Annotated in this window: 17 protein-coding genes and 1 pseudogene; 13 read left to right on the top strand and 5 right to left on the bottom strand. The window is 49.2% G+C overall.

The genetic code is table 11. From position 1 onward, the window contains the following. Position 1: 1 nt before the first annotated feature. The gene (locus RAN89_RS13835) at positions 2-1,303 is read right to left on the bottom strand and encodes a type II toxin-antitoxin system HipA family toxin (RefSeq protein ID WP_313866853.1); all 1,302 of its coding nucleotides are present in this window, start codon (positions 1,301-1,303) and stop codon (positions 2-4) included. Positions 1,304-1,309: 6 nt separating this feature from the next. After that, positions 1,310-1,615 carry a helix-turn-helix transcriptional regulator gene (locus tag RAN89_RS13830; protein WP_313866852.1) on the bottom strand — a complete coding sequence of 102 codons (306 nt, stop codon included), beginning with the start codon at positions 1,613-1,615 and terminating at the stop codon, positions 1,310-1,312. Positions 1,616-2,591: 976 nt separating this feature from the next. Between RAN89_RS13830 and RAN89_RS13820 the strand changes: the two genes are divergently transcribed. The 4 genes from RAN89_RS13820 to RAN89_RS13805 all read left to right on the top strand — a co-directional run bounded on the left by RAN89_RS13820 (position 2,592) and on the right by RAN89_RS13805 (position 4,493). Further along, positions 2,592-2,795, top strand: a complete 204-nt coding sequence (locus tag RAN89_RS13820; RefSeq protein WP_313866851.1) for a hypothetical protein — start codon at positions 2,592-2,594, stop codon at positions 2,793-2,795. A gap of 26 nt (positions 2,796-2,821) precedes the next feature. Further along, positions 2,822-3,238 (top strand): type II toxin-antitoxin system YafO family toxin, encoded by a 417-nt coding sequence (locus tag RAN89_RS13815; RefSeq protein WP_313866850.1) that lies wholly within the window; start codon positions 2,822-2,824, stop codon positions 3,236-3,238. A 194-nt stretch (positions 3,239-3,432) separates the two neighbouring features. Next, complete coding sequence (locus RAN89_RS13810; RefSeq protein WP_313866849.1) at positions 3,433-3,699, top strand: transposase; 267 nt, start codon at positions 3,433-3,435, stop codon at positions 3,697-3,699. A gap of 218 nt (positions 3,700-3,917) precedes the next feature. Next, entirely contained in the window at positions 3,918-4,493 is a 576-nt protein-coding gene (locus tag RAN89_RS13805; RefSeq protein ID WP_313866848.1) for a nucleotidyltransferase domain-containing protein, read from the top strand. A gap of 1,658 nt (positions 4,494-6,151) precedes the next feature. Here RAN89_RS13805 and RAN89_RS13800 read toward each other — a convergent pair. The 3 genes from RAN89_RS13800 to RAN89_RS13790 all read right to left on the bottom strand — a co-directional run bounded on the left by RAN89_RS13800 (position 6,152) and on the right by RAN89_RS13790 (position 8,373). Beyond that, the gene (locus tag RAN89_RS13800) at positions 6,152-6,277 is read right to left on the bottom strand and encodes a hypothetical protein (protein ID WP_313866847.1); all 126 of its coding nucleotides are present in this window, start codon (positions 6,275-6,277) and stop codon (positions 6,152-6,154) included. A gap of 175 nt (positions 6,278-6,452) precedes the next feature. Beyond that, positions 6,453-6,938 (bottom strand): hypothetical protein, encoded by a 486-nt coding sequence (locus RAN89_RS13795; protein ID WP_313866846.1) that lies wholly within the window; start codon positions 6,936-6,938, stop codon positions 6,453-6,455. A 451-nt stretch (positions 6,939-7,389) separates the two neighbouring features. Next, complete coding sequence (locus RAN89_RS13790) at positions 7,390-8,373, bottom strand: hypothetical protein (protein ID WP_313866845.1); 984 nt, start codon at positions 8,371-8,373, stop codon at positions 7,390-7,392. A 504-nt stretch (positions 8,374-8,877) separates the two neighbouring features. On the opposite strand from RAN89_RS13790, the gene RAN89_RS13785 reads away from it, so the two are divergent. From RAN89_RS13785 to istA, 9 genes and pseudogenes are all read left to right on the top strand, one after another. Continuing rightward, on the top strand, positions 8,878-9,390 hold the full coding sequence (locus RAN89_RS13785; RefSeq protein ID WP_313866844.1) for an HAD domain-containing protein: 513 nt from the start codon (positions 8,878-8,880) through the stop codon (positions 9,388-9,390). Positions 9,391-9,914: 524 nt separating this feature from the next. After that, positions 9,915-10,289, top strand: a complete 375-nt coding sequence (locus RAN89_RS13780; RefSeq protein WP_313866843.1) for a hypothetical protein — start codon at positions 9,915-9,917, stop codon at positions 10,287-10,289. A gap of 11 nt (positions 10,290-10,300) precedes the next feature. Beyond that, positions 10,301-10,987 (top strand): Shedu anti-phage system protein SduA domain-containing protein, encoded by a 687-nt coding sequence (locus RAN89_RS13775; protein WP_313866842.1) that lies wholly within the window; start codon positions 10,301-10,303, stop codon positions 10,985-10,987. 238 nt (positions 10,988-11,225) lie between these two features. Further along, positions 11,226-11,738 (top strand): HAD domain-containing protein, encoded by a 513-nt coding sequence (locus RAN89_RS13770; RefSeq protein WP_313866841.1) that lies wholly within the window; start codon positions 11,226-11,228, stop codon positions 11,736-11,738. Positions 11,739-12,089: 351 nt separating this feature from the next. Next, positions 12,090-12,305 carry a hypothetical protein gene (locus RAN89_RS13765; RefSeq protein ID WP_313866840.1) on the top strand — a complete coding sequence of 72 codons (216 nt, stop codon included), beginning with the start codon at positions 12,090-12,092 and terminating at the stop codon, positions 12,303-12,305. A gap of 368 nt (positions 12,306-12,673) precedes the next feature. Continuing rightward, positions 12,674-13,840, top strand: a complete 1,167-nt coding sequence (locus RAN89_RS13760; RefSeq protein WP_313866839.1) for an SIR2 family protein — start codon at positions 12,674-12,676, stop codon at positions 13,838-13,840. Further along, complete coding sequence (locus tag RAN89_RS13755; RefSeq protein WP_313866838.1) at positions 13,837-14,973, top strand: dsDNA nuclease domain-containing protein; 1,137 nt, start codon at positions 13,837-13,839, stop codon at positions 14,971-14,973. The genes RAN89_RS13760 and RAN89_RS13755 overlap by 4 nt, the downstream gene beginning before the upstream one ends. 27 nt (positions 14,974-15,000) lie before the next feature. After that, positions 15,001-16,752, top strand: a complete 1,752-nt coding sequence (locus tag RAN89_RS13750) for a hypothetical protein (protein WP_313866837.1) — start codon at positions 15,001-15,003, stop codon at positions 16,750-16,752. Positions 16,753-17,118: 366 nt separating this feature from the next. After that, positions 17,119-18,185 (top strand): annotated as a pseudogene (gene istA / locus RAN89_RS13740) (IS21 family transposase). The last annotated feature ends 1 nt before the right edge of the window (position 18,186 follow it).

Below are 18,186 nucleotides of genomic sequence, written 5' to 3'. Positions count from 1 at the left end.
TTTAGCCCTTCGAGAGCGAAACGCCGCCTTTCAGTCGAGCCAATACTGCTGTGCGTACGGAGTTTGGTGCGCTTTGGAGAAGGGCTGGCCAAACCGCTTGTGCTTGTTTTACGGTGTCCTTTGCAATGGAGAGTAATCGGGAGTGGCGGGCCAAATTAGCTGCCTTCAGGAGGTTGCTCAGGTCATCCCACGTGAAGGTCGAGAGTTTGGCGTCAATGTGCTTGTTCAGGGCGTACTGGTTCGGTTGAGTTCCAGGGAAGAACGCAGTTACACATACCGGGTCGTACAGCGGTGCTAGTTGCGGCGATACCGAATCAGGGTACCAAAGTGCCCAGTTCTTCAGATGGGCGTCGGTATTTCCCATGAGAATGAAGGCAACGAAGCGGCGCACGAACTCTTGAACATCAGGGCCTGGCCGGCTCGATAGCTGGTCCACGATTCGCAACATTGCCGCGTAGTCCGTTTCGAGGTGGGTGCCATACTTTTTCTTTGGAGGAAGGTTCATCACCTGTGCGAACTCTTCCATGTGGATGCGACGGCTACCTTGCCGGTCGAACCGTTCGACGGCAAGGATTTCGTTGAAGGGCATTTGTTCCGGGAGTTCAGCTTCCTCCCGCGTGATGATGTTTGCAGTGGCGCAGGTCAGCCCTAATGCGCCGCACAGCTGGTAGCCTATGTATTCGTTGGCAACGAGGTCTGGATGGGCAGTCGTAGGCAACTTCAGGATGAATGAGCCCGCTTGACCCTGGCGCTTCACCACGTAGCGTCGGCCATCTTTGACCGCAGAGAACTTGGACACAACACCCGGTAGCGATGTCGCGTCCTCGACCGGCATTTCGACAAAACCTGGCTCGAGAACGTCCAGACCCATAGTCGTGTGCCAATGCCGGATGACGTCCGGAATGCCCTCCTGCAATGAAATAGGCTCCACCTCGACAGCGCCCATCAAATCCCGACCGGCAGCCGCAAGCAGCTCGAATTCGTCGTCTTCTTCACAATGTCGCTCGGAGGCGAGGCGCGTTCGGTTGTGGCTTTCGGGAAGCAGATTCTGAAAGTAAGCCGGCCAGCGCCCACCTGTTCCGACAAGGCGTGCGTCGCGGCGAGAGCGCAAGATGGCTTGCGTATCCGCTTCCGTGGCGCCGCGGTAGGCCATCGACAAAATCGGGCGTGCAGGGTCTGCAATGTAGTCTTCCTCGAACGACACACGAAGGATATCCCCGTATGCCGATAGATATCCAATCGGACGGCGCTTCCCTTGAACATGCAGGAATAGTCGAAGGTACTTAATGGAGGTGGATACCACAATAGGTCAGGCTTTCTGGTTGAGCAGTGCGTCAACGACCGAGCGCGGTGCATCCGCGCCAACAGGCTGAGCCAAGGCTCTCCCCCCGGACTGAATAAATGCTTCCAGTTCGTGCCGAAGAGCCTTGGGCACCATGACCAACTCCATCCCCATTACGCGAGCTACCGCTTCTATCGTTGACAACCTGGGGTCTGTCTCGCCACTCTCTATTCGCACAATGGTCTTCCGGGCGACGCCTGTGCGCTCGCCCAACTCCGCCTGTGTCAGGCCTTGAGCGGTTCGAACATGTTCTAATGTCTTAATAAGGGACATATGAGTCTCTTTTCCTGCGAAATGAGACATAAGTGTGCCATTCTTTTTAAAATTTGGCAAGAAAAAAGGGACATAAATGGGTCATTACAACAAAAAAGAGTAGTTAATGTCCCTTTGATTGCCGACAAACCGGCCCAGCGTATTTGCTCAAAAGACAGGCAAATTAACGGGTCGGCTCAAGGTTTGGGCCAACTGCTGGATAACTACCCTTGAAGGGGTAGTTATCCAGCAGTTAGCCCTTTCCGTTTGAAATAAATAACTTACGTGGACGTTGATGCCGGGAAAAAGTAAATTAGAAGCGCACACGTGGAACGTCTTCTGGGGGCAATTCCAGCCCGCAAAAAGCACCAAAAACCATAGGAAATCGTGTGTTGGACCACATGGGTCGGTACCTTTTTCTGGCCTTTTGACTCTTTTCACCAGGTTTTACTGGATGCAAGCTGAGTCACTTTAGACGTGACCGATACCTGTTCAAAACTCTACGAGGCTCAAACAACCTCGTGTTTACAAATTTACGCAGGGAGGTAGAGCGGTATTCGCACCTCTTGAACCGTCTATGCGAACAAAACAAAGTACCCAATGAGTTTTGACCGCACCATGGCAGTCTTTCTAAAGAGATTCGGTACGAGACTGAAAGCGCCCTCAAGCAAAAGGAATACCGGACGGCCTGCTGCGCAAGACTTATGCAAGCCGCTATTTGGACCTACCGTAGGCCTTGGAATGGGTTAAAGCAATTGGAGGCGTGGATCCCACTTGATGCCGAGCTCCAAAAAGTGGTTAATGACAAACGAGTCCAGCCCTGAGGATGTCCCCTTTTGGCGCCGACCGTTGCGGACGCAAAAACGCCATGGAAAGGTGGAATTTCAGTAGTGCCTATAGTGGTTACCAACCCGATGCTTTGAGTTGGTAGGACACTTCTATGAGGTTGAAGAACCTTCATGCTTGTGCTAGAGTGAACTTTGAGAAAGAGAGTGATATGACAACGATTACGGCCAAACGTGGAATGACAAAGCGCCCAGACACTAAATCTGCTGGTGACGGTCTTCTGCGTACCCGTGCAGTTCCAAACTTAACTGCCGGACAAGTGGCTCTCCACAGCGGGATTACCAAGAGCGGCAAAGCGTTTTCGCTGGAAAACGCCGTAAAACTGTACGCGAACAGAAAACAGTCTGTAGCTTGAATTGCTTAGGGCAGTTCTAGTAAGAGATGGTGAAAGTAGCGATTACAAACGCGCTGCGCGGACAGATGCAGGCTTGGGGCCTAGACCCCGCAGAACTGATTGAAGACTTCACAACCTGGAAATCTGGCCCAGAAGACGACCACTTTACATTTGGAAGTAACGCACTAGGTAGAGGTTCAAAGCTGCTGCACCACGTCCACATGGTCCCATTGTTCGTGCCAGAAGCCTATGACCAGTGGCTAGTCAACTGGGAAAATTACCGGCCTCGAACCAGTGACAGGTACCTGTTTTACGTTGATGGTGGGCTGGCGTACGGCTATCTGCTTATTGCAATCATCAATGACCCAGGTGCCCACGCTGTTTGGCAACCGCAATACGCCCAGTACCGCAAAGACCTGGAAAGCATTGCCGACGATTTTTTCCACTTCGGAATAATACCGTAACAAGTCTCTACGGCATATTATTCAAATCCACAAATCTTTCGATGCGAGGCATTTTTTGGCCTCAACACTGAGGCCAATCTCGTAAAGCTCAGTTAACTGGGCCTTCTCTTGGTGCGCGCTGGGGCCCGATATGAAAAAGCTCCTTGTACACGGTGAACTGCCGCTGTACCTCGACTTTGATGGCGTACTCCATCATGAAAATGTCCTTTGGCAAGGGCGTGAGCAACAACCAGGCGGAGAGCTTCAATGCGCGAATGCGCCGCAGTGTAGAGGGAATCTACCTGAACCCGTCTCACAAGTACCTCATGGAGTACGCCTGCGAAAACGCTTGGCGACAAGACGTGCGCAAGCTCAATACGGGTAAACGGTTAGAGCACTTGTTTGGCCGAGCGCTCTGGGTGGGCAGTCCCATTGGTGGCGCAACTACACCCACAGTGCAAACAGAGAGTGCGAGTTATTGATTGAGGGAAATCGTCCGGTGGCTACCCGCGGTAAGCCAAAAGGCTACCAGCATAGGTTGCCGAGGTAGTTGACGCATGAAGCAAGTGCTTTGTCGTGAAACGCGTATCGTAGTGTTTTGAACACAGAATTTTCCCATATTCCGGGAATTTATTCCCAAAATTTGGGAATTGAAAATAATTCCCTATGATAAGGAATCAAATCCCAATTTTCAGGAATCATGAGTGCTGTCGACTTTCTATTGGCCCCACCCACCCAACGCATGCTTAGTCTTGTGCTGGCGACGCCGGAGCGCGCCTTTACACTTAAAGAACTACAGGATAAAGCTGGGGGGAGCCACAGTAGTAGTCAGACTCAAATTGAGCGGCTCATCGCATCAGGTGTTTTGGTTGAGGACCCTCGTCGGGGCTGGCAGCGTAGTATCCGAGTGAACACATCGTTTTTCCTCTACCCTGAGCTCAAAAGCATTGCACTGAAGTCATTTGGCTTGGCAACCCCTATACGTCAAGCCCTGATACCATTTGCTGCTGCGATTAAAGAAGCATTTGTTTTCGGGTCAGTAGCCAAAGAGAAGGACACCCACCAGAGCGATATCGACCTAATAGTGGTAGGCAATCCCCCGTACCTTGAGGTTTCAGAGGCGGTTCTTGGTGCGGAAACCCAAATTTCTCGTAGTATCCATTTGAGCATTTACGGCACTGATGAATGGGAACAACTCAAACAGACTGATTCTGTTTTGGCCCAAATTGACGCTAGCTCGAAAATTAGGGTATTGCCAGATGACCAGACCGCCTGAATACGAGCGTCTAATCAAAGATAGGGCTCTTGAAGAGGTGCAGCCCACTCCTGGGGCAATTGACCAATATTTGAAAAATGCCGAGAACTATCTTGCATCAGCAAAAGCAGTTTAACCCTACTTTTGCGCTTCAAATATTCACGTTAGCTTATGAGGGCTACTTCCAGTTGGTCCAAGCGATTTTGGAGTACTACCAAGTTCGCACTAAGGAAGCCGGTCGAAACTTGGCCATACTGCGTGTTAATGCGGACCTGAGACTTGGGCCGGGAGAGTTTTCCGTGGTCAGTCGGGCACATACCAAAAGAAACTCGACGTCCTATCACACTCCTTTTCCACCAGTATCAAGGCAAGAAGCGGCTGCCTTGGTGAGCATCTTAGAGAAATGTATTCCTTTGGCCTACAAGCTCTCCGAAACTCCCGCTCCTGCCGTTGCTCCCATTCCCGTTGCAAAACCCTGAAAACTGGGGGCTTGGCCGCCTGTGCTCACAATGCTACCAAATTAGCCACCAGGAATCTTTGCAGGGATTTAGCATTTCCGCGTGTTTGGGGCTCCTTGCTCATCACCGCCAGAGGAGCATCAGGCGTATCTATACGGTGACCAAAGAACCGCTTTTCGGTGATTGGGCACGCCCCGCAACTTGCTGTATGCAGAAATTCTGATATGACTAAATTGACGCAACTTCTCAGTTCACGAGGTAAAGCCTACTTCGAAAGTGGGGCTTCGTCTGGCGAGATTCCATCCAAGGACAAAACAGTTGAATTAGTGCCGTACATGAACCTTCGAATAATCCGAAGAGGCCCACGGGAGATGGTTTCACTACTGAAATCGTTAATGCAGTCAAGATACGCTGACGCACTAAACGAGCGGCTAGTTGATTCAGCTCCTGAGGTAGCTCCTCGTCAGTTTAGAGACTTAAAGCAATTTAGCCTCGCTGAGGCTATAGCCAAGGAAAAAGCGGAAGCTAGTACTGAGTACAACTTTTTCCACAAGCACCGTTATTTTTTTTGAGGCCCTTAAGGTTACTCAGGAAGCGTTCCTACTCTCGATTTCAAGTACCAGCCGTTTTTTGATACAGGTGCAGGACAGTTTTTTTGTTCCCAAACCTCGCCTTCCATGTATTTGTCCCTTGGATGGAGTCAACATCAAGCTTCGGGTCAAACTGAAGCAGGGTGAGCCGCAGTGCCTCTCGCTTTGATTCCAACCCGGCTACGTGCGAATGCAATCGGAGAGCGTCAGCAGCCTCCAGTTCGCCGGCGTTTAGAAGGTCGGTGCAGAACGAATACTCACCGTTCAGGCCCGCCAACATCTTCGCTAGGTTGTTCAAGGTGGTTTGATTGCGGGTGCGCGTGAGAGTTATTGCCACCTAAAGCCCCCTTTGCTGTGCCTGTGCACGCAAGTCTTCAAACGAGCTCACAGAAAGCTTCCAGCGCCATTGCCCATGCTCAGAACCCTCACCACTATGAAGCGGCTCAACGTAGCCCTTCTTGTGCAGGCTATTCAACGCGCTGCGTACAGATTTTCGGAAAGACCGACGCTCCTCTGGAACTGAAAATGTCTGACCGAATTGAGTTGCGACCATATCCATCAAGACTGTCATCGTGAGCAGGTTTGGATCACATGCCTGCAGAGTGCTTTTGACGAAGGCTGTGAGTGATCCTCACTCTCCGTAACGTCCAGCCCAGGCTTGCACCGCACCTAGGCTGTCCGGAGCCGCTGCGCTGTGCACCATGCTGATGGCCGCGTCCATTGCCTGCAGATTGGCATTGAGGCGCCCGATGGTCACCTCAGTGCGCTGGGCGTCAACCTTGACTGCAGAAAGCTGCTGCTCGAGCTTTTGCTGCTTGGCTTCAAGCCGAAGCCGGCGCTCCTCCTAGGATTGCATGGCACCAAGGATGGCGGCACGCTCATTCAGGAGCCATTTGAGGTCCGGCGGTGTCTTCCGGATATGGGGCTCGACGTTAGCCATGCCGGGCTCCCTCTATTGCAATCCGTTGATTTAGAAGTTCGCTAAAAGAATCAAAGCTCTCGCGCTTTCGCCAGACTCGTACTTTTTTCCCTTCCCATATGGCCAGGGCACTTTCAATATCCCCTTGTTCTTGGAGCCAGCGTAATCTCGTCCTCACAGTGTCACGGTAGAGTTTGCGGTCTATAGTCCCGAACCGCAAAACATCAAAGCGCTTGGCGGCCAGTCGGGCTACATTTTCTGTTGATAAACCCACACTACCCGCAGCGCGCACCTCCGCAAGGATGAACTTAGTCAACCCGCCTCGACCCCCATAGTCAGAACGATGCGCTTTGATGCGCCCCAAAGCCGCGGCGTTTACCCGACTGTCTGCAATTGCAATGGCAGCGTCTAGGGCAGTCATCTTTTTGGAATACTTAGCGACCTCCGCCACGAGAGCGTCGATTTGCACCTGATGACGGTGCACCTCACCGGCCAACATGGCTCGCTCGTTCAGAAGCCACTTGATAAGGGCTGGCGTTTTGCGAAATCTGGGCGCGGTATCGGTCAATTTGGAGTCTCATAAGGGTTACGTTACCCTCGTAAAGAGACTCTAAACATTCAAAAATGCTTAAAAATTAAGCAAATTACTGTCCAGACTCCTTGGAGGGGCCAACTGCTGGATAACTACCTTCCTCGCGGAACTGGGGCTTGAGCTTGTCGACTGCCTCGGTGTCGTAGCCGGCAGCGCTATAGGCGGCAAAGAGACTTATCTCCAAACGACCGTAAAGCGCACCAAAGGCATCGAATGCTTGAGTGGCGATTGCCGGTGAGCCCGGGTCTGGAGGGGCGTTTGCATTAACTTTGTAGGTAATGGGTATAAACGTATTTAGACACTTTCATATGAAAGAGTGAGCCGTTCTCAGCCCTCTCGTCTCCCCGGGAAGGTGGCGTTAGAGGAATTGAGTACGTATGTATTCCCAGCTTTCCCATGGGGGAGCATCGTCAAGTTCACGCAGGCTTCCCTTGGTCAGTCGGGGCCGACCCCCAACGGACCTGACAGAACAGGGCTGAGTGTTGCCCTCTGCCATAACGGCTACCAGAGTCATTCGGAACGCGGCCACGCCCGCAACTCTCGCCTCACTCAGGCACTGCTCCAGTAACTCAATGCAGTGCTCATCTAGGGAGGTGCTTTGGCTGTTAAGTAGCGGGAATTCAGCCCGTATCACATCAAAATAGATATCCAAACTCTCCAAGCTATTGATTTCTTCTTCAGGCAATGTGTCGAATAAGGTATCCGCTACCCAAAGCAGGGGGTCAAAGGCTCGATATTTCCGAAAGTTTTCATATTTATCAGTCGCTTTGCTGTTCCCAATGCCTTGAAGAGCTTCTGCGAACAGTTCAACTGCCCTCAACAGAAACGCCTTTGCTGCCAAAACCTGAGTCCAAATTCCTCGCAGTGCTTCAGGCCTTCCGGTTGAGATGGCTTCCTTAGCCACCTCAGAAATAAAGAAATGGCTTTCATCTGTATCACCAGCTTGCCCGATGATGAAACGGCACTCATGAAGAGAAATGTCTCGGCATTTCGCGAGTTCCTTTTGCAATGAATTGCTGCCAATAGGTTCGCCCGACTCCTTGGTTTGTACGAAGTCCAGCACTTTGCGCTGAATGAAGTCACTGAATTGCTGCAAGGTGTTCGCATCGTCAATTGGAAAATCTGGCACTGTCTTCAGTAGCAAACTGGAAATTTTCAGAAGGTCACATGCCACCAAACCAGTTTCTCTGCCGCTCATGATTGCTATACCTGAACGCATGCTGGCTTTAAATGCAAGAGTGTTTGCATACAAAGAGATGTAAATCTCGCTGAGCAGGTTTGGGAGGGAAATTTGTCTGCTAAGTGCAGTACCTGCAACTTTGACTTGGAGTTCTGTATTCATAGGGCCTCTTTTAAGAATGAGCCCTGTATAGAGTGTTCACTTATATTTCTTTGGAGTAAGACTGCGCTGTTGTCCTAAGAAATTCTGAAATCCGCATTGTTTATGCGGATTTCTAAGGAAATATGCTTAAAAATTGACTATTTTGTGATCTGCAGACAAGTCAGGTTGTGAGCAATTCATATTACGTAAAAAGCATCCTGTAGGTGATCCCGTACCATGCTGAGTCACATTTTTTGAGATCTCCGGAATTGGCAAAAGTTTGATAAACCTCAATGTAATCAACTACTTGCGTGATTCTATAGCTAATATAATTTGAATTATATTGACGCATGCGCTGAAGCTATTCTTAGCTGTTGCCCCATATTGACTCGATTCGAGTCGTGAGTTCAGCAAGGTTTTGTCCAAATATTTGGTCGCTGTCGATTAAACCAACACAACTAGAGCATTTGCACACCACATCCAGCATCCGTTGAATTAATCCCAAGTGCTTGGAATACTGGTGCCATGCGTGGAAAAAATGAACATATCCTATATCTCGACTTCGATGGTGTTTTGCACCACTCTGAAGTTTGGTATCACCCAAGGGTCGGGCCGTATTTCCCCTCAAAGGTTCCAAACCAATACAAGCTTTTTCAGCATCTTGGCTTGTTAGAGCAGTTGCTGGAGCCATACCCTAAAGTCTCGATTGTCTTGTCGACAACATGGAGTAGGCGGTACGGACCTTACCGGGCAGGGAAGAACCTTGGTCACAAGCTCTCTCCCAGAGTGATTGGTGCCACGTTTCACTCAAGGATGAACCCTGAAGAGTTCGACAACAAGCTACGCGGTGTCCAGGTTTACGAAGATGTCCTACGCCGAAAGCCCGCGCAGTGGCTCGCCCTTGATGACGACACCGAGGGGTGGCCTGGTGAAGTAAGGGATAGGTACATCAGGACCCATCTGACAGATGGAATCAGCGATTCTTCAGTTCTTTCTGCGATCAAAGAGAGGTTCAAAAAGTACTTTGGTGGAGGCTAACTTCTAGCAGGTTGACGTTATTTGGGGGATGCTGCATCCACCTCTCGCAATTCGTCCTAGCGCTATCGGTCGATCGTCTCACTTCATGTCTCGGGGCAAAAGCTTCCCATCCAGCCGACTATTCAAACGTGACATGAATACTCCCGAACTGAGGAACTTTCGGAGTGATTGTCTAAGTTTAGTAATGAAATATTGAGTGTGCTACCTGAAAAGAGTCGCAACTCTAATAAATATCAGAAGGTTTGCAGAGTCTTCAATATGGGGGGGCAGCGGAGAATGCGTATTGTTCAAAGCCAATTTTCTATTGGTGGCACTCGATGAGGACGCTTAGGCTCTGCTAGGCAGAGTGGGGGCTATGTCCAGTGGAGCGGTTTGTCCAGTCTTTGCTTGGATGATGCATAATTCAATTGCATTATTAAGTAAATTAAAGTTCGTTGGCCTTGTGTATTGAGTCTAGACCTACTTTATATGCATGAAAATATATCGCGTGTTGGGTGCTACACTTTAGATATTGGAGGTCTATTTTGACTAAACCTGCACCTGTAAGTAAAAAAGTTTTATCGAACATGAAGCCTGTAAAGAGGATTTCTTGGAGTAGCTTGGCGAAGCATGCTTTCGAGGGGCTATCGGCTGTGCAACGGCGCTCAGTTAAGCAACGTGTTGAAAAGATTGAAGATGAAGGTCACTTAAGTACTGTGCTGACGCCATTTGCAAAAGTCGGAGAGAACTTGTATGTGGTACCGGTATTAGGTGATCAAGTCCGTCTTGTGATGTCACCCGGCGATAAGGGGTGGACGCTGCTGGACGTTGCGCGACCCGTTGGTGGTTTTTCCTTTGCGGACCTGTCGTCGATTCGCATAGACGAGGAAAGCCCAGTAAGTCGAAAGAAGGCCAAATAGTGGTAACAAAATTGACTGCTCCGCTGCCTGTTGCACCGGCATTGATTGGATCGCAAGGGGCACTGGGGGTGCATAGTTTTAAGAGAAAAGATGCTCGTACAGAGACGAAAGAACTTGCATTTTGGTTGGAAACTGAAAATTCGAAGAAGCCCTTAAAAGAGCGGGATCAAGTACTCCGATTTTTCCAATTGCGTAAGCAACTATGTGCGTTAACAGGTATGGTTTGGGGCAATCTTTTACAACCAGATAGGTTTGCGTTTGAGTTGAATCTTGGGGGTGCTTATCGCCCTGATTTCGTTGTGGGTTGCACAAAAAGTAAGAACGTATTGCTCGTGGAATTTGAGGATGCGGAGTCAACGAGTCTTTTTAGAAGAGCAAACGATCTAGACCCGAATGAGCTTCGACCTAAACTAGGAAGTCGTCTATTGGGTGGGATGTCTCAAATTACCGACTGGGTTTACTACATTGATACTGCTAGTGCTACGCATAAGAAGCAGTGGTTTACTTTCGAGCCGAATAATGTACAAGCACTTTTAGTTGTTGGTCGCGATCATTATTTTGACAAATACGGTGCAAACGACTCAACTCGATATCAGTGGCTGCAGGATAAGTTTCGAATTGGCGGGTTACCAATTTTCATACGTAGCTATGATGGCTTAAAAGATGATTTGATGGCTAGATTGGTCACTTACAGCTAATGTAAATGGACGCATGAATTAGTATTGAAATTGGTGTTCGCAGAATAATTTTCTTTTGTCAAAAGATGGATATCCTAAAATGACGAATCGTATATACTCGTTAAGTATTTAGGTGGCGTCAATCTTGAAATCAACTTCCCTGAATTGATCGCGTCGATTAAACCGACACCAACAGTGCATTTGCACACCACATGCAGCATCCGTTGCCTGAAGTCCATACTCTCGGAATACTGGGGGCATGCGTGGCAAAGATGAACATGTTCTATATCTCGACTTCGATGGTGTTTTGCACCACTCGGAGGTTTGGTATCACCCCAAAATCGGCCCGTACTTTCCGTTGAAGGTTCCCAACCGGTACAAATTCTTTGCGCACCTTGGTCTGTTAGAGAGCCTGTTAGAGCCTTACCCACGTGTTTTTATCGTCCTGTCGACAACTTGGAGCAGGCGATATGGTCCTTACCGAGCAGGGAAGAACCTTGGTCACAAACTATCTCCACGAGTGATTGGTGCCACGTTTCACTCCAGGATGAACCCTGAAGAGTTTGACAACAAGCTGCGTGGGATGCAGGTCTACGAAGATGTCCTGCGCCGAAAGCCTGCGCAGTGGCTCGCACTTGATGACGACAACGAAGGGTGGCCTAGTGAAGTGGGGGAGAGGTACATCAGGACCCATCTGACAGAGGGAATCAGCGATGCTGGAGTGCTTGCTGAGATCAAAGAGAAGTTCGATAAGTACTTTGCGCGTGGCTGACTATCTTCCAACTTCCTTTGATCAGAAGCTATTCATGAAAGTCTTGCTTATTCAGGTTCAACTTCTCATACATTTTTAAGCTAAGGAAAGTGAACAACTTAGTGGCTATGTGCAAATGCAAATTCAATATCGCGGCTCTACTTTTTTCTTAGCAAAAAGTAAATTTCGGCAAGCTGAAATCATCTTTAGGAATCCTGAAGGATTTTGAGATATCAGAAGCATATGATTTGAGAAGGTCATCTCAATTCGCTTAAGAGGCAATGTGCGGAGGGTTGAAAGAACCGTTAAAGGGTGAGCCCGGATGTTTGGATCCGGGCTCTTTTCTTCAACGCATAGAAAGGAGAACCTTCGATGACTTCAAACTCGTCGAAGCAAACCCACCAGGCACGTGATGAACTTGTAAAACTTGTGAAAGCAAGTGAGAAAGTTCTGCTCAGCAATGTTCCCGTGGCACGCTCAGGTCTGTCTAATTCAGCGAAACTTGGCTTTGCCATGGTTACGCTGAGCATAGTAGTCCTGAAGATGGCCACTGGAGCATTCGTCTGGTTGGTGCGCGTCAAGCTCTAACTTGACTTTTAAGGAGTAGCGGGCGTTTGCTCGCTACTTTCTTATCGCACACATTGAGTAAAGTGACCGTTTTTAGCCTTTTGGTCATTAGATGCTTGTTGTGCCACTAACAGCTGTGGTTAGTGGTGTACCACTGCTTGATTAGTCGAAGTGATGCCGTGCCTTTTTTCGACTTTGCACAAGGTTCTTAAAAACATTGAATACGCCAAGCTTCAAAAGTGTGAACTTAAAGACCCGATGGCATTTCGATCCGCGTGCATCTTGCGCAATAGCGTGCTTCCTGCTTCTGACGTTAAGATTGTACGGGCGGGTGTATTCGCACAGAGGTTCGTAGCTGCGGTGCAACATTGAATCGTCAGGGGTCAGGGATGTTCGAAAAAGGAATTCATTTGAGTTCGACAATCGATTTACACAACAACCACAACGTCTATATCTTGGGAGCAGGATTTTCTCGTCTGAATGGGTTGCCCCTAATCAATGACTTCATGCTCAGGATGCGTGACGCGCTTGAGTATCACGCCCAGCGCGGGCACCGCCGGGAGTGTGATGCCATCAAAGACGTACTCGAATTTCGCCTGAACGCCTCATCTGCTGCATATCGAGTACAAATTGATCTAGAGAACATAGAAGAGCTTTTCAGCTTGGCGTCGGCATCGCCCACCCCAATTGAGGAGAACATCCGTGTCGCAATAGCGGCGACGCTGGACTTTTGCGGGCAATCCGGGCCTGATCGGGTTGCAGAGTTCCGGGCTCCAGATTATGTCTATATCGATAAGGCGAATTGGAGCTGCAGTGCGTCCCAAACTTTGCCCCCTGAGTGGCATTGGAGGGCACCAGCATACGAATACATCGTTAATGGCATGCTTGGAAACTCGCAAGGCCTGGCAGGCAAACTTGAAAATACTTTTATTACTTTCAACTATGACCAAATTATCGAAAACGCATTAACCGGGCTGGGGGTTGCCTACGATTTGGGACTAGATGGCGATTCCAAATCTAACAATGGAACGGAGACTCGCCTATTAAAGCTTCATGGGTCAATGAACTGGGCATTGCCAAAGCGCGCACGCTCAATTGTGCAAGTGTTTGATGACTACAGACAGGTCATCGATGCTGGATTGACTCCTCATTTGGTGCCTCCGACCTGGAAGAAAGACTCTGCGGGGTCATTCACATCAATTTGGCGACATGCACTTAAGGCCCTGACTGATGCGACAAGGGTCGTCATTGTCGGTTTTTCCATGCCACCAACTGACATGCACTTTAAGTACCTTCTCGCGACAGGGCTTCAGAAAAACTACTCCTTGCGAGAGATAGTCTTTGTCAGTCCGGGGGAAGGGTTGAGCTTGGTGAAGAGTCGCTGCGAAAGTTTGTTTGCAGGCAATTTACAAATAGGGTCTCAGTTGCGATTTGTGGACTCAACCATTGAGGCATTTATGGGGCAAGGTACGCTCCAGCAGCGTGTTTGGAGTATTTCAAGGCCGCTTCCAGAGTCGGTTCAGGGCTTGTCTTTTGGTGTTGGGGGCCAATTATGACTATTCCTGTTACCAGTCGAATTGCAGAAATAGAAAAAATTGAGTCCGATGATAACTTGCATGACTTTGCCGGTCCGCATAGTGGTAAGGGGTCTGATTTTGCTTCCTATTGGATTATTTTTCGAATTGTTGAGTTGGAAAAGGCTAAACGCTCTGATTATTTATTTGTATGCGAATACATGCAAGATGTTGCCGAATTCGACTCATCAAGCGCACCTGAGCACTTAAAACTATATCAGTTAAAGAAAAAAGAAGGTGGCTACTGGACAGAAAGTGAGCTTACTGGACAGACGAAGAAGAAAAAGATGCCGAAGGGGGACAAGCCCGTTATGAAGTTGATGAATCATGTGCTGTCTTTCCAAGCTTTACAAGCCACGGGAGTATTCTTATCAAATAGTAAGTTTCATGTTGCTTTAGCGACCGGTCAAAGCTCTATCAATCAAGAAAGTATTGGATTGCACGAGCTTGAAGCCACCTATTGTGCAGAACTTAAGAAGGCGATAGCAGATACAAGATCAATAAACCCCTCAGATGTTGATCTCAAAGTGCTGGAGTTGCGATATACGCCATTAGCTCTCGACGATTTAGAGCGGCATTTAAGTGGTGTGATGCTGGAGTATCTGACTGAAATTGCACCGGACAGCGCGAGTCAGGCTTCATCTCTTGTCGAGACTCTGTTCTCTCGAATTCGAGCTCGGGCGCGGAGAACTGAGAAATGCGTAGGACTTTCAGACCTTATCAGTAAAAGAGGATTTCCCCGTGATAGTTTTGTCAAGGCTGTTGAGTCTTTAAAGGCGATACCGAACGGGGCAGCACATCGAATCAAACTTCTAGACAAGTTAAGTCAGAAGTATGACTGGAGCACTTACGAGCAGACACAGGTTCAAATCGCACTGACGGTCTGTGCGCGAGAGAAAATTCTGGCGGGTGATGCATGTCGCTGGGCACTTGACAAGTCTAGTCTTGCATCGATTCTTTCGATCTCAGTGGATATGGGGTATTCCGATCAAGAAACCTTTGAATCGGTATGTGAATGTTTGGCAGCTGAAATCCCGGAACTTCGTCCAATGGAGATAAAAGCGCTTGCTATATATGAGATGACCGAATGGAACCTAAACCAAACCCGCGCTTAGTATTACGCGTTCTGCGAAATAAGAAAAATGTCAAACTTGCAATTCAAGAGAATCAGAATTTGCTCCGAAGCCGAACAAGCAGCGATGGAGCTGGAGTTTCATCCTCGAAAGAATCTCCTGTGGGGGCCGAACGGAGCGGGGAAGTCAGCAATCCTCAAGTCGGTTTTTCGAGCATTTGATGCCGAGCCCAAAGGTCATTTACCAGGTTGGGACTACAACGCAATCGTAGCAGTGGACTTTGCAGCTAACGGTCGCGATTTCACAGTTGTGCGCCGAGGTAGTTTGCGTGCCCTTTTTGAAGGCAATGCTTTGTTGGGTACATCAACCTCTAGTTCCACTTGGAATGAAATATTTGGAGATGCAACTGGTTTCGGTCTACGCCTTGTTGACCAAAAGGGAGTGTTTCGACGTGCTGCCCCTGCGAACTACTTCTTGCCTTTTTTCATCAATCAGGATGGGTCATTTGGGTCATCTTGGGAAACTTTTGAAAGCCTTAGGCAATTTCAAAATTTCGCAATCCATACACTTGAGTATTTTGCGAAAGTAAGACTCCCTCGTTATTTTGACCTGAAGGCATTGGAACAGGGTATTAAGAGCAAAGAAGCAGACTTACGAGTAGAAATCAACACGTTGCAGCGTACAAGGGCACGACTGAAGAAGAACTTGCGAACAATTCCTGTGAAACTAAGTCAGCAGGAGTTTCAGCAAGAGGTGCATCAACTCAATGCTAAATTGTCCTTTCTAAGTAAGGATCAGGATTCGCTTCGACGAGGCATTGTTGAAGACCAAGACTTGGTCAACTCACTCGAGCAACAAATTCGTTTATCTTCTGCCGCATTGAAAGAGCATAAGGCAGACTTTAAGTTTGCTGCCGACACTTCTGTTGAGAGTCAGCAGTTTGTTTGCCCTACGTGCCATGCTGCGCATAACGAGTCGTTCCATATGTTCCTAGGACTTGCTGAGGACGCGAGGGAGTTAAACACTCTGAAAGCCAGACTTGAGGACCTTCTCACGTCTACCAAGGCGCGTCTTGAACGCAAAAGGCGCAAGGCAATTTCTCTCAAACAAGAGTTTGTAGAGATTCAGGCACTTTTGGCGACTAAGAGGGGTAAGTTTACTTTCGATGATTTCATACAAAGCCGCAGTGCCTTTGCTGCTGATACGCAGTTAGCTAAAGAAGAGCAGGGCGTTTCGAGTGAATTGCTTGCCGAGCGAGGGCGCCTGCTTAATCTGAAAGCTGAACTCAAGGAGCTCAAGCAAAGTCATGATTCAGAAGCTCCAGTAAAGGCATTTAGAGAAAATTTTCGACATGCACTTGTAGAGCTTGGTTTCGATGAGCCGGAAGGAATCGAAAGCTGGACCCTCGCCAAACGACCATCTGACTCTGGAAGTCGACATGCTAGGTCGATAGTGGCCTATTACGCAGCGTTTTGGCGAACAGTAGCCGGAACCGGTGATTTGCCAACGCCGCTTGTTATTGATTCGCCGAATCAAGGGGCTCAAGATAAAAAGAGATTGCAGGCACTACTTACAGCAATTGCTACTAATGCTCCTGCTGGTGCTCAAGTCATTTTGGCGCACGAGGAAATCCCAGAATTCTTTGATGCAGACAAGATACACGCAGTTAAGGACACAGATAGAGTGTTGAGCAAAGCTTCATTCGAACAACTCAGCCCGCAGATGTTCTTTTATGTTGAGGAGGCTCGGGCTAGTTTGGCCAAAATTAATCTAGCAACTGTTGACGGGGCAGACGGTGAAGCTCAAGATGAAATGGACTGATTTAGCTAGGCGTTAGTAGTGAGTTGAAAAATCAAAATCAAGTAAATCACTTTCATCGAACTGATCGTGAGTAAGCTGAGGGCGCACTATTAAACATAGAAGACTCTAGGTATCAATCTTTTGACGGTGAGTCGGCATGACTTGGAATCAAGTATTTTTGTTTGTCAATGGATCTGGCTGTAAACGGAATAACTCTACTCAAGAATTAAAGTAGCCTGCTTCAACCAGCCGGTCCCAGTTATGGTCAAAGTGCGAGTGCGTTTGTGCTTTGTCACGCGCAGTATGAAAATGACACGCAAACGCGGTGAGGAATTGATACACCTCGACTAACGTGCCAAGCCATCCGAACCATGGATGGGACTGGCAATGATTACGAACGAGGAGTACATGGAACTTAAGGTTTTAAGGAAGCACAGGCTGAGCTTGCGCGAGATATCGGCGCAAACTGGAATGGCAGTCAACACGGTGCGTAAGTATTTGGAGGGCGGTCCGCCGGCCATGAAGAAGCTGTCGGCACGTAAAAGCAAGCTCGATCCATTCAAGGACTACCTGGCCGGACGTATCCAGGCGGCCAAGCCTGATTGGATTCCGGCAACGGTACTGTACGTGAGATTGCCGCACAGGGGTACACAGGCTCCGTGCGCATCCTGCAGGAATACCTCAAGGAGTTGCGTCCACAGATGCGACCGGATCCGGTTGTGCGGTTCGAGACCCAGCCCGGTGAGCAAATGTAGATGGACTGGATCGAGTTCTGCAAGGCTGGGCATAGAGACGGCATGTTGGCGGCGTTTGTCGCCACGCTGGGGCACAGCCGGGCCAGCTTTGCGGAGTTCGTGACGGACATGAAGCTGGAGACACTACTGGCGTGCCATGTCAGGGCGTTCGAGAGCTTTGGTGGCGTCACCCGTGAAGTGCTCTATGACAACATGAAGACCGTCATCCTCAAGCGTGACGCCTACGGCAAGAACCTGCACCAGTTCCAGGGTGCCTTTGCTGACTTTGCGCACCACCATGGCTTTGTGCCGCGGGTGTGCAAGCCCTATCGGGCCAAGACCAAGGGCAAAGTCGAACGCATGAATGGCTACATCCGGCGCAGCTTCTTGGTGCCATCGGTGGCGAGTATAAGGCAGCAAGGTTTGGTGGTGGATGCAGACACAGCCAATCGGGAAATGCGCACCTGGCTGCGCGAGGTTGCCAATGTGCGGATCCACGGAACGACTGGGTGTGTGCCGGCACTGGCTTTGCAACAGGAGCGCACACATCTGCTGGCCATCCCCAGCGCCTACAGTGGGCGAACAGTGCGTCAAATCCAAAAGGTCACCGGTGGCGGCGCAGCGGTGCGGCCAATTCCAGCTGCGGCATGGCGAGGACTTCAGCATCCCCTGGCGATGTATGACACACTGGTACACAACCAAGCCGCTGCAGGAGGATGAC

It is taken from the genome of Rhodoferax mekongensis (assembly GCF_032191775.1).
In the GTDB taxonomy this organism is placed as follows: Bacteria; Pseudomonadota; Gammaproteobacteria; order Burkholderiales; family Burkholderiaceae_C; genus Allorhodoferax; species Allorhodoferax mekongensis.
This window is presented reverse-complemented; position numbering and strand designations above follow the sequence as displayed.